Raw genomic sequence first — 12,354 nt, forward strand, 5'->3', positions numbered from 1 at the left:
ATAAGATAAAGCTGTCAGCAAAACAAATATTGGAGGAGGAAGAGAAAACATGAAACGAAAATTTTTTGCGGCTGCAATGGCCCTTGCCTTAACGGCAGGAATGCTTTCCGGATGCGGGAGTTCTGCAGGTTCAGCACCGGTGAAAGAGACCCAGACAACTGCGGCAGCCACCACAGAAGCCACCAAGGCGGCTGAGACCAAGGCAGAGGAAACCAAAGAAGCAAAGGGGAAGGGGACCTTAGTCGGAGTTGCAATGCCCACCAAGGATCTGCAGCGGTGGAACCAGGATGGAACCAATATGAAGAAGGAACTGGAAGCCGCCGGGTATAAGGTAGATTTACAGTATGCAAGCAATGATGTCCAGACCCAGGTGTCCCAGGTGGAGAACATGATTTCCAATGGATGCCAGATTCTTGTCGTTGCCTCTATTGACGGAAGCTCTTTAGGAGAGCCTTTAAGCCAGGCAAAGGCCATGGGAATTCCGGTAATTGCTTATGACCGTCTGATCATGAACTCTGATGCGGTTTCCTATTATGCAACGTTTGATAACTACAAAGTCGGTCAAAAGCAGGGTGAGTACTTAGTAGAGGCTCTTGACCTTGAGAAAGGGACGGAACCTAAGAATATTGAGCTGTTTACCGGCGATCCGGCTGATAATAACTGTAATTTCTTCTTTGGCGGAGCCATGGATGTCCTTAAAAAGTATATTGACAGCGGCAAACTTGTGGTAAAATCCGGCCAGACTGCATTTGAGCAGGTAGCCACCGCTAACTGGGATTCTGAAAAATCTCAGAACCGTATGGATACCATAATCGCAGGTAACTATTCCGACGGAACCGTATTGGATGCAGTCCTCTGCTCCAACGACTCCACCGCTCTCGGTGTGGAGAATGCCCTGGCTTCTTCCTATACCGGAAAATATCCGGTCATCACAGGTCAGGATTGTGATATCGCCAATGTAAAGAACATGCTTTTAGGAAAACAGTCCATGAGTATCTTTAAGGACACCCGTACCCTTGCTACCCAGGTGGTAAAGATGGTAGATTCCGTAATGCAGGGCGGAGAAGCAGAAATCAATGATACCAAATCCTATGACAATGGAACCGGAATTATCCCCACCTTTCTGTGCGACCCGGTGGTTGTAACGGTTGACAACTATAAGGATATGTTAATTACTTCCGGATACTACACGGAAGACCAGTTAAAGTAATAAAAAATATTTTCTTATGGGGACGGCTTCTTACCGATATGGAGGCCGTCCTTAAGAAATGACGGCAAGGGAGGGATATTCTTGGCAAAAATACTTTTGGAAATGAAGAGCATAACCAAGACATTTCCAGGCGTTAAGGCTCTGGATAATGTAAACCTTCAGGTAGAGGAAGGTGAGATCCATGCCCTGGTGGGTGAAAATGGAGCTGGCAAATCTACCTTGATGAACGTGCTCAGCGGCATTTATCCCTATGGCACCTATGAGGGAGACATTATTTATAACGGAGAAATCTGCAAATTTAACCGTATCAGTGACAGTGAACAGAAGGGAATCGTCATTATTCACCAGGAGCTGGCTCTTGTCCCCTATATGACGATTGCTGAAAACATGTATCTGGGGAATGAAAAGGGGAAAAGGTACGCCATCAACTGGAATGAGACCTATGGGGAGGCGGACCGGTATTTAAGTACGGTGGGACTTATGGAATCCTCCCATACTTTAATCAAGGATATCAGCGTGGGAAAGCAGCAGCTGGTGGAAATTGCAAAGGCACTTGCAAAGAATGCCAGGCTTTTGATCCTGGATGAGCCTACCGCATCCTTGAATGAAGATGATTCCAAAGCGCTTTTGGAGCTTTTGTTAAAATTTAAATCAGAGGGATTAACCTCTATCATTATTTCTCATAAACTGAATGAAATTGCCTATGTTGCGGATAAGATCACAGTCATCCGCGACGGCTCAACCATAGAAACACTGGACAGGAAAAAGGATGCCATTACCGAGGACCGGATCATCAAAGGCATGGTAGGAAGGGAACTGGTGGACCGCTTTCCAAAGCGTGATGGCGTGGAAATCGGTGAAAAGGCCATGGAGGTGGAGCACTGGAATGCCTGCCATCCTCTGTATTCGGACCGGAAAGTGGTAAATGATGTTTCCCTTTATGTGAGGAAAGGAGAGGTTTTGGGAATCTGCGGCCTGATGGGCGCCGGAAGAACAGAGCTTGCCATGAGTATTTTCGGAAAGAGCTACGGCGTCAATATCTCAGGAACAGTCCGCATCAAAGGGGAAGAGGTAGCGTTAAACTCGGTACGGGAAGCCATACGCCATAGGCTTGCCTATGTTACCGAGGACCGCAAGGGCAATGGCCTGATCCTTGGAAATCCCATCAGGATCAACACGACACTTGCAAATATGCAGGCTGTCAGCCGCCATTCCATTATTGATAAGGATAAGGAATTTGCTGTGGCAGAGGATTACCGGGATAAATTAAAAACCAAGTGTCCCACTGTGGATCAGAATGTAGGAAACTTAAGCGGCGGAAACCAGCAGAAAGTCCTTCTTTCAAAATGGATGTTCGCGGAACCGGACATTCTGATTTTAGACGAACCCACCAGAGGAATCGATGTGGGCGCAAAATACGAAATATACTGTATCATCAACCGCCTGGCCGCGGAAGGTAAATCTGTCATCATGATATCGTCTGAGCTTCCTGAGGTACTTGGAATGTCCGACCGCATTTATATCATGAATGAAGGCCGCATGGTGGGAGAGGTCAGTGCGGCCGAGGCAACCCAGGAGAAGATCATGGCCTGTATTTTAAAATCAGATAAAGGAGAGTAGAAGATGGAGAATAAGATGAAATTATCTGAGGGATTAAAAAAATATACGATGGTGATCGTACTGGCCTTTGTTATCATTCTTTTCACGGCCAACACCGGAGGAAAAATGCTTCTGCCCCAGAACGTGAATAACTTGATTGCCCAAAACGCCTATGTATTTATTCTGGCGACCGGCATGCTTTTTTGCATCCTTACAGGAGGCAACATTGATTTATCCGTAGGTTCTGTGGTCTGTTTTGTAGGAGCAATAGGCGGAAGTATGATGATCACCATGGGGATCAATCCTTATCTGACCATGCTTGCGATGCTGATCATGGGTATTCTGGTAGGCGCATGGCAGGGCTTCTGGATCGCCTACGTACGGATCCCTCCCTTTATCGTGACCCTGGCAGGCATGCTCATGTTCCGGGGGTTATCCAATGTGGTTTTGCAGGGCATGACCCTGTCCCCCATTCCGGATCCGTTTTTGAACCTGTTTAATACCTATGTGCCAGATATATTCGGGATGCAGGGCTTTAACCTGACCTGCTTTTTAGTTGGAATCATTGCCTGTCTGGTTTTTGTGTCCCTGGAACTTATAAACCGCAGAAAAAAGCTGCAAAAAGGATACCGGGTGGATCCAATTGGGGGCATGGCAATCAAAATGGCTCTCATCAGTTTTGTGGTCCTGTTCTTTATGTATAAGCTGGCAAAATATAAAGGTATTCCCAATGCCCTTATCTGGGTGACCGTGATCATCGGGATTTACAGTTATATTTCTTCCAAGACCACCACAGGGCGGTATTTTTACGCTGTGGGAGGAAATGAGAAGGCCACAAGACTGTCAGGTATTGATACCAATAAGGTGTATTTCCTCGCTTATTTGAATATGGGACTACTGGCAGCAGTTGCAGGTATGGTAACTGTGGCCCGGTTAAATTCCGCCAATCCTACAGCAGGAAACAGCTATGAAATGGATGCCATCGGCGCCTGCTTCATCGGAGGCGCTTCCGCATATGGCGGTACCGGAACCGTACCGGGAGTAATCGTGGGCGCAACTTTAATGGGCGTGCTGAACTTAGGCATGAGCATCATGGGTGTGGACCAGAACCTTCAGAAGGTGGTAAAGGGTGCAGTTCTTATGGCAGCGGTTATTTTTGATGTGGTGAGTAAGAGAAAGTCGTTTATTATCAAGCAGTAAATGACACTGCTTATCCAAGATAATGAACGGAAAGAATTATTTGTCAGATATGAGGATAAAAATCCATAAAAAGTATTTTAAAATGCTGTTATCTTGTACATACGTATAAGAGACAGCATTTTTTCGCCTTCCTAAAAGACATTTTTCGTATTTTATTCTCTTTGGATAATACTGACAATAAGCGGCTTATTTTAATAAAAATCCCCCTATATATAGAAATCTGGTCAGACTTGTGGTAGAATGCTACAAGTAAAAGAATGTTTTTATAGGTAAAGGAGCATAAATAATGGGAAAAATAAAGGTAACAACATGCGGAATAGAAGGACTTTATGTCATTGAGCCTGCGGTATTTCACGATTCCAGAGGATATTTCATGGAAACTTATAATCAGAATGATTTTAAGGAAGCCGGACTTGACATGGTTTTTGTACAGGACAACCAGTCCATGTCCGTAAAAGGCGTACTACGGGGTCTCCATTTCCAGAAGCAGTTTCCTCAGGGAAAGCTGGTGCGTGTTGTAAGAGGAAAGGTGTTTGACGTGGCAGTGGACTTACGCTCCGCTTCTGAAACCTATGGAAAATGGTTCGGCGTGGAACTGTCTGCCGAAAATAAAAAGCAGTTCTACATTCCGGAAGGCTTTGCCCATGGATTTTTAGTTATGTCCGATGAGGCGGAATTTGCATATAAATGTACCGATTTCTATCATCCTGGTGATGAAGGCGGTATTTTGTGGAACGATCCGTCAATCGGCATTGATTGGCCGATCGAGGAAGGTATGGAGCTGATCATTTCTGATAAAGATCAGAAGTGGAGCGGAATCCGGGATACCTTCAAATTTTAGTGAGAGGAGAAAACCATGAATTATCTGGTTTCCTTAATAAAAGAAATTATTACCAAGAGAAAGCTCATTGTGGATCTGTCAAAGGCGGATTTTAAAAAACGGTTTGTAGGTTCCTATTTCGGGATTGCATGGATGTTTCTGCAGCCAATGGCAACGGTGCTGGTATACTTTTTCGTATTCCAGATGGGTTTTAAAAGCGTGCCTCCTGTCCCGGATTATCCCTATGTACTTTGGCTGATTCCGGGCATTGTGCCCTGGTTTTATTTCAGTGAGGTGCTGAACATGGGGACGGGCTGTCTTCAGGAATATAATTATCTGGTAAAAAAGGTGGTGTTCCGGGTGGAGATCCTTCCGGTCATCAAGATGATTTCCTGCCTGATGGTACATGGCATTTTTGCAATCATCATGATACTGGTATTTTTCTGCTACGGCTATTTTCCAAAGGCAAGCTGGATTCAGATTCTTTATTATTCCTTTGCAAGCTCCATGCTGTCTCTGGCCATTGCGTATTTTACCAGTGCCATTCATGTGTTTTTCAAGGATATGGCACAGATCATAGGGATCTTCCTGCAGTTTGGTATGTGGATGGTGCCGATTATGTGGGCGCCGGAGATGTTTCCGGCAATTCCCTCCTGGCTGCCGGTTTTGCTTAAGCTAAACCCTTTCTATTATATCGTAGCCGGATACCGGGACAGCATGCTGACCGGAAACTGGCTGACAGAACGGCCGACCCTGGGACTATATTTCTGGTCAGTGACCATTGTCCTGATGCTTATAGGGCTAAAAGTATTTAAAAAGCTGCGCCCGCACTTTTCCGATGTGCTGTAATTTCCACGAAAGCAATGAGTAGTGCGAAATATGGCAGAAAAAGATTTTCGTTGTGCCTGCACATAAGAAAATCTTTCTCTGACATATTTCATAGGGCGAATGCCCGTGAGCTGGCGAAACTGAAAGTTTTGCCAGCTGCACTACGGACCTGTGGAATAATATAATGTAACATGGAGGATCCAATGTCCATAGAATGGAACAAAAAAGCAATAACCGTTAACAACGTAACAAAAATCTATAAACTCTATGAAAAGCCTGTTGACCGTTTAAAAGAGGCTTTAAGCGTGACCCACAAAAACTACCACAGGGATTTCTATGCCTTAAACGGCATTTCTTTTGATGTAGAAAAAGGACAGACCGTGGGGATCATCGGAACCAATGGATCGGGCAAGTCCACCATACTGAAAATCATTACCGGTGTCCTTACCCCCACCTCAGGCAGTCTGGAGGTAAACGGGGTTATTTCCGCTCTTTTGGAGCTGGGAGCCGGATTTAATATGGATTATACTGGAATCGAAAACATTTACATGAATGGCACCATGATGGGCTTCTCCAAAAAGGATATGGATGGAAAGCTTCAGGACATCCTGGACTTTGCGGACATCGGGGATTTTGTTTATCAGCCGGTAAAGACCTACTCAAGCGGTATGTTCGTCCGTCTGGCATTTGCACTGGCAATCAACGTGGAGCCTGAAATCCTTATTGTTGACGAAGCCCTATCCGTCGGAGACGTATTTTTCCAGGCCAAATGCTACCGCCGCATGGAAGATATCCGCCGGAATGGGACCACCATTTTAATGGTCACTCATGACATGGGAGCAATCATCAAATATTGCGACCGTGTGGTAGTATTAAATAAAGGTAATTTTATCGCCGAGGGAGAGCCTGGAAAGATGGTGGATCTCTATAAAAAGATCCTGGCGAATCAAATGGACGACCTAGGGGAAGAACTGGAAGAGATAAGAAGCGGCATATTAAGCGATTTTTCCGGGGAACAGGCTTCTATTCAGGCACAGTCTAAAAACTCCCGCAAGGAAGGGCTTATGAAGGAAAAACTGACGATCAACCCAAACCGCACCGAATACGGCGACAAGAAAGCGGAGATCGTGGATTTTGGACTTCTGGACGAAAGAGGAAATGTGACTAATCTCCTCCTTAAGGGGGAACGCTTTACCATTAAGGAGCGGATCCGTTTTCATACCAAAATCGATACGCCGATCTTTACCTATACCATCAAAGATAAACGGGGAGCCGATTTAACCGGCACCAACACCATGTACGAGGCCTCTGATGTGCAGGCCGTGGGAAAAGGCGATGAATATGAGGTGGAATTTAACCAGAAAATGACCCTTCAGGGAGGGGAGTATCTTCTTTCCATGAGCTGCACGGGATTTGAAAACGGAGAGCATGTGGTTTACCACCGCCTGTATGACATCGCAAACATTACGGTCATTTCCAATAAAAATACGGTAGGTATTTATGATATGGAACCGGAAGTAAGCTTAACGCTTTACCGGGCAGGAGAGTGAGGAGGAAACGTCCATGAATGATATCAGCCCTGAACTTAAGAAGCTGTTTTTAAAATATGATGGGGATACAAAAAAGCTGCTGCAGGAACATCCTAATCTGGATTACTTATATGCGTTATCCGATATACGCGAGAACTTACTGGAGTGGTATGAATTTGATGAGGCGGGCTCCCTGCTTCAGATAGGGTCCGACTATGGTGCCCTGACCGGCTTGTACAGCCGGCGGGTCAGACAGGTAACCGTCCTTGAACCAGAACATAATAATCTGTCTGTGAACCGGCTTCGCAATGAAAAACAGGATAACATCCGGTATATAACCGGAGAATTAGACTCCTTTGAAGAGGAAGGCTTTGATTATGTGGTGATGGTGGGATCCTTAATGCCGCCCTATGACAAGCATATAAAAAAGGCAAAATCCCTTTTAAAGCCGGAAGGAAAGCTGATTCTTTCCATATGCAACCGCTTAGGTCTTAAATATCAGGCCGGTGCAGTTCCTGACAAGGACCGCCTTTCGAGGGCAGAGGTTCTAGAACTTTTGTGCGGAGAAGACGGACAGCAGGGAAAGGCAGAATTCTATTATCCCATGCCGGATTACCGCCTGCCTGTTACCATGTATTCCGATGAGTACTTACCGGGCAAGGGAGATTTAACACATGCAATTCTGGCTTATGATTATCCCAAATATCTGAGGTTTGATTTAGGAAAGATGTTTGACGAGGTATGTGAGGGAAAGCAGTTTGAGACATTTGCCAATTCATTTTTAACCATTTGGAGCCGCTATGAAGAAAATTAACTTTGTAAAATACAACAAGACCCGCAGGGAAGCGTTCCAGATCCGTACCAGCCTGGTGGAAGCGGAAGGCTGTCCTTTTGTAGAAAAGACGGCCTTAAGGCCTGAGGGTGTTGCACATATAAAATCCCTTGGGGAAAAATATAAAAGCCTTGCTACCCAAAGCCAGGGGCTTAAGGTCGCCGGGGTTTCCATAAGTCCGGATGAAAGGACCGCCCGTTTCGATTTCCTTAGAGGCCATACCCTTTCCGAGCTATTGGGAAAGGAGATCAGTAATGGGAGGATTCCCGTATCCAAAATGGAAGACGCACTTTCCCTGATCCTTGGCGTGAAAGAAAACTGCATCATTCCCTTTACCATTACGGCTGAATTTGAAGAGGCGTTCGGAACGCTCACTGATTCGGATGAAAGCATAAAAAAAGACTGGGCGTTTAAAACCTCCAACATTGACTGCCTTTTTGAGAACATCATGATGACTGAGGATGGTCCTTACCTCCTGGATTATGAATGGGTATTTTCCTTCCCGGTCCCGGTCACTTTTATAAAGTTCCGGGTTCTTTATTATTTTTACGAGCAGTATAAAAGCCTTTTATCCTATGATTCCATGGAAGCCTTTATGGAAGAGTTCGGTGTGGAGTCAGACCGCATCCCAGCGTATGCGGAGATGGAACGCTGCTTCCAGGAATATGTTCACGGAGAGAACCAGCAGATTTATCTGGTCAATTACATGCAGGAAACCCATGCCTTGCCTGAGGATATGTATGACTTATCCCGGGTGATCGATGAGACAAAGGAACGTCTTTCCCAAATGGATATGGAGATTCGGGAAAAGGATGTGCTCATCACCAGACAGCAGGAGGAGAAGCGCCTGACCGATAATCATGTGACCAACCAGGAGATGATCATTCAGACTCTCCGGACGGATTGTGACAATATGAGGGAAACGATCTCCTGGCTTCAGGGGCATGAGGCACTGATCTTCCGCGTCAGAAGAAAGCTGGGCAGAATCTTTAACGAAAGGTTCCCAAAGGGGACCAGAAAGCGGAAACTGCTGTTATATGCTAAGGATACGGTATTCCATCCGCTGAAGTCTTTCCACCTCTATACAACAGAGGAAGGGAGGAACCTGATCGAAGGAGATATGAAGATTGGAGATGCCTACCGGGCCCATGGAAAGCTCCGTTTTATAAAAGAGGGTCACCCCATGGTATCCATCATCATCCCGGTCTACAATCAGATCCATTATACCTATGCCTGTCTTGCGTCTATTCTGGAACATACCGGGGACGTGGTGTATGAGGTTATCATAGCGGATGATGTTTCCACGGATGCAACAGCCGAGCTTTCAAAATTCACGGAAAACGTAATTATATGCCGCAATGAAACCAACCAGGGATTTTTGCGCAACTGCAACCAGGCAGCCAAAGCTGCCAGGGGAAAATATGTCATGTTTCTTAACAATGACACCCAGGTGACGGAAGGCTGGTTAAGCAGCCTGGTGAACTTAATTGAATCAGACCCAACCATCGGTATGGTGGGCTCCAAGCTGGTTTATCCCGATGGACGCCTGCAGGAAGCAGGAGGGATCATCTTCCGTGACGGCTCCGGCTGGAATTACGGACGCCTTGACGATCCGGATAAGCCGGAATACAACTATGTAAAAGATGTGGACTATATATCCGGGGCTGCCATCCTTCTTTCCAATGACCTATGGAAACGGATCGGCGGATTTGACGACCGTTTTGCCCCTGCCTACTGCGAAGATTCGGATCTCGCCTTTGAGGTGCGGAGGGCCGGCCTCCGGGTGGTTTACCAGCCTCTGTCCAAGGTCATACATTTTGAGGGCATTTCCAATGGAACGGATGTCAACGGCTCAGGCCTTAAGCGTTACCAGGTGGAAAATGGCCGTAAGTTAAGGGAAAAGTGGGCGGCTGAATTTAACCTGCAGAGTGAAAACGACGGAAATCCCGACGTATTCCATGCCAGGGAGAGAAGCCAGGGCAAGGACATTATCCTGGTCGTGGACCATTATGTTCCCACCTATGACCGGGATGCCGGCTCCAAGACTACTTTCCAGTATTTGAAGATGTTCATAGAAAAAGGCTATATAGTGAAATTCCTGGGAGATAATTTCCTTCATGAGGAACCATATTCCACCGCTTTGCAGCAGATGGGAATTGAGATTCTTTACGGTAAGGAATACCAGGCACAGATATGGAACTGGTTAAAGGAACATGGAAATGATATTAAGGTAGCTTATTTGAACCGTCCTCATATTGCCGCCAAGTATGTGGATTTTCTCAAGGATAAAACAAACATCAAGATGATTTATTATGGGCATGACCTGCATTTCTTAAGGGAAGGCAGAGAGTATGAGCTGACCGGAAATCCTAAGAAGAGGGAGTCATCCGAGTACTGGAAGTCTGTGGAGCTTCGCCTTATGAGAAAGGCTGCGGTATCCTATTATCCCTCCTATGTGGAAAGGGAGGCCATTCATGAGATAGAGCCTTCTATCCATGTAAAAGCTATTGTAGCGTATGTTTATGAAAAGTTCTTAAACCACATCCCTGATGACTTTGAAAAGAGGGAAGGGCTCTTGTTTGTGGGAGGATTTGCTCATCCCCCTAATGCAGATGCAGTTTTGTGGTTTGCACAGGAAATATTCCCTTTAATCCGGGAACAGCTTCCTATCAATTTCTACATCGTGGGCTCCAAAGTAACCGATGAGATTAAGGCTCTGGAGCAGCCGGGCAGCGGAATCATTGTAAAAGGGTTTGTATCAGAAGAAGAACTGGCAAGTCTTTATTTAAACTGCCGGATTGTGGTGGTGCCTCTGCGTTATGGCGCAGGTGTTAAGGGGAAAGTCATCGAAGCCTTATATAACGGCGCTCCGGTGGTCACCACGTCCATCGGTGCAGAGGGAATCCCTGAGGCAGACAAGGTCATGGTGGTGAGAGATGAGCCGGCAGCCTTTGCAGGAGAGGTGGTTTCCCTGTATCAGGATGCTGGCCGATGCAAACAGATGTGTCTGGAAACTCAGGATTATATCCGCAAATACCACAGCATAGAGGCAGCCTGGAATGTAATCGGAGAAGATTTTTAACGGTAAAGTTTAATGCATCCTCGCCCCGGCCTGACCGGGCGAGGTGCTGTACCGCACTTGAATTGAGAGAAAGGAACTGAGGAGAAGGTTAGAAGAAAGGAAGAGGATCACATGGAAGAGAAAAAAAGGGACCGGCTTCTGTTTTGGGATATTTTAAAGGGGATCGGAATCGTCTCCATTGTGTTTGGTCATTCCCAGAATCTGGGAGTTGCCATTCGGACGGTGTATTATTACCATCTGGCCATATTCTTTTTCATTTCAGGATACTTATACAAAGAAGAGCGCTACGGGGATGCCCCCTTTGACTTTTTCGCACGTAGGTTAAAGAATATGTGGGTGCCCTATTTCTGCTATGGGGGCCTGTTCGTTTTATTACATAACCTGCTTTCTAAGTATCTGCTTTTTCTGTCTGATTCTGATTACGGCAAAAAGGAGATGATCCTTGCCATGACAAATACCCTGTTCCTCCGCTGTCCGGAAGGCCCGTCAGGAGCTATGTGGTTCGTGCCTCTCATGCTGGCGGCAGGAACAGGCTTTTCGGTCATCCTCTGGTTCTGCCGGAACTATCTTCCGGATTCTTTCCGGCCATGGGCAGCAGCGGCTCTCTGTATTGGAGCAGGGCTTTTTGGCACAGCTCTCATCCGGAGGGAGATATTCTTAAACTACCATCTTCAGACAGCCTTATTGATGATTCCGGTTTATTATAGCGGATATGCTGTGCGGACTTTTAAGATATCCCTTGAAAGATATGTGACATGGTATGGTGCAGCCCTTTGTTCGGGACTTTTCTATTATTTCCTGATGTTTACAGGGGAAAGTGTGGAGCTGTCCGCCAATCAGATACCCGGAGGAATCAATTTTTATATCATTTCCGCAGCAGGTATTTATCTCTGCTGTTATGTGGCCAAATGTTTGCAGAAGGTTCCGAAGGCAGGTAAGGCTGCGGCCCTGATTGGAAGATATTCCTTTGATATCATGGCTCTTCATTTCCTGGTGTTTAAGATCTGTGACCGGATTTATGCCCGGATGATATTGGAACCGGCAGAAAATCAGGGAGGATTCCCCCACTCCTATCCGGAATTACATATCCTGTACCTTGTTTTGGGAATTGTCCTTCCGGTCCTTTTTGCAATAGGAGCAAGGAAGGCAATTCATGGCCTGGGCGGTATGCTTCGGTCCCGGTCAGGGAAACCGCAGGTTTTATGAGCTTGCACTGCGGACTTATGATATAATAACATTAGAAAAGATGTCAGG

Annotated in this window: 9 protein-coding genes; all 9 read left to right on the plus strand. The window is 46.1% G+C overall.

Going from position 1 to position 12,354, the window contains the following annotated elements; translation table 11 throughout:
• The first annotated feature begins 49 nt into the window (after positions 1-49).
• The 9 genes from chvE (at position 50) to AC27IJ_RS24665 (ending at position 12,306) form a co-directional block, all read left to right on the plus strand.
• The gene (gene chvE, locus AC27IJ_RS24625; RefSeq protein ID WP_312441381.1) at positions 50-1,210 is read left to right on the plus strand and encodes a multiple monosaccharide ABC transporter substrate-binding protein; all 1,161 of its coding nucleotides are present in this window, start codon (positions 50-52) and stop codon (positions 1,208-1,210) included.
• Between the two features lie 81 nt (positions 1,211-1,291).
• A complete protein-coding gene (gene mmsA, locus AC27IJ_RS24630) occupies positions 1,292-2,830 on the plus strand; it encodes a multiple monosaccharide ABC transporter ATP-binding protein (RefSeq protein WP_312441382.1) in 1,539 nt (512 codons plus the stop codon).
• Between the two features lie 3 nt (positions 2,831-2,833).
• Positions 2,834-4,009 carry a multiple monosaccharide ABC transporter permease gene (gene mmsB / locus AC27IJ_RS24635; protein ID WP_312441384.1) on the plus strand — a complete coding sequence of 392 codons (1,176 nt, stop codon included), beginning with the start codon at positions 2,834-2,836 and terminating at the stop codon, positions 4,007-4,009.
• Between the two features lie 286 nt (positions 4,010-4,295).
• Positions 4,296-4,850 (plus strand): dTDP-4-dehydrorhamnose 3,5-epimerase, encoded by a 555-nt coding sequence (rfbC, locus tag AC27IJ_RS24640; protein ID WP_312441385.1) that lies wholly within the window; start codon positions 4,296-4,298, stop codon positions 4,848-4,850.
• A 15-nt stretch (positions 4,851-4,865) separates the two neighbouring features.
• Positions 4,866-5,678 carry an ABC transporter permease gene (locus AC27IJ_RS24645; RefSeq protein WP_312441387.1) on the plus strand — a complete coding sequence of 271 codons (813 nt, stop codon included), beginning with the start codon at positions 4,866-4,868 and terminating at the stop codon, positions 5,676-5,678.
• A 182-nt stretch (positions 5,679-5,860) separates the two neighbouring features.
• Complete coding sequence (locus tag AC27IJ_RS24650) at positions 5,861-7,207, plus strand: ABC transporter ATP-binding protein (protein ID WP_312441388.1); 1,347 nt, start codon at positions 5,861-5,863, stop codon at positions 7,205-7,207.
• 13 nt (positions 7,208-7,220) lie between these two features.
• Positions 7,221-8,000: a class I SAM-dependent methyltransferase gene (locus AC27IJ_RS24655; protein WP_312441389.1), complete on the plus strand. Its 780-nt coding sequence runs from the start codon at positions 7,221-7,223 to the stop codon at positions 7,998-8,000.
• Entirely contained in the window at positions 7,987-11,100 is a 3,114-nt protein-coding gene (locus AC27IJ_RS24660; RefSeq protein ID WP_487151217.1) for a glycosyltransferase, read from the plus strand. The genes AC27IJ_RS24655 and AC27IJ_RS24660 overlap by 14 nt, the downstream gene beginning before the upstream one ends.
• A gap of 111 nt (positions 11,101-11,211) precedes the next feature.
• Positions 11,212-12,306 (plus strand): acyltransferase family protein, encoded by a 1,095-nt coding sequence (locus AC27IJ_RS24665; RefSeq protein WP_312441391.1) that lies wholly within the window; start codon positions 11,212-11,214, stop codon positions 12,304-12,306.
• Positions 12,307-12,354: the final 48 nt, after the last annotated feature.

Source organism: Lacrimispora sp. YZC11 (assembly GCF_057543815.1).

Excerpts from the sequence above, each read along its gene's own strand:
- chvE (WP_312441381.1), top strand. The coding sequence starts at position 50 with ATGAAACGAAAATTTTTTGCGGCTGCAATGGCCCTTGCCTTAACGGCA.
- mmsB (WP_312441384.1), top strand. The coding sequence starts at position 2,834 with ATGGAGAATAAGATGAAATTATCTGAGGGATTAAAAAAATATACGATG.
- rfbC (WP_312441385.1), top strand. The coding sequence starts at position 4,296 with ATGGGAAAAATAAAGGTAACAACATGCGGAATAGAAGGACTTTATGTC.
- AC27IJ_RS24645 (WP_312441387.1), top strand. The coding sequence starts at position 4,866 with ATGAATTATCTGGTTTCCTTAATAAAAGAAATTATTACCAAGAGAAAG.
- AC27IJ_RS24650 (WP_312441388.1), top strand. The coding sequence starts at position 5,861 with ATGTCCATAGAATGGAACAAAAAAGCAATAACCGTTAACAACGTAACA.
- AC27IJ_RS24655 (WP_312441389.1), top strand. The coding sequence starts at position 7,221 with ATGAATGATATCAGCCCTGAACTTAAGAAGCTGTTTTTAAAATATGAT.
- AC27IJ_RS24660 (WP_487151217.1), top strand. The coding sequence starts at position 7,987 with ATGAAGAAAATTAACTTTGTAAAATACAACAAGACCCGCAGGGAAGCG.
- AC27IJ_RS24665 (WP_312441391.1), top strand. The coding sequence starts at position 11,212 with ATGGAAGAGAAAAAAAGGGACCGGCTTCTGTTTTGGGATATTTTAAAG.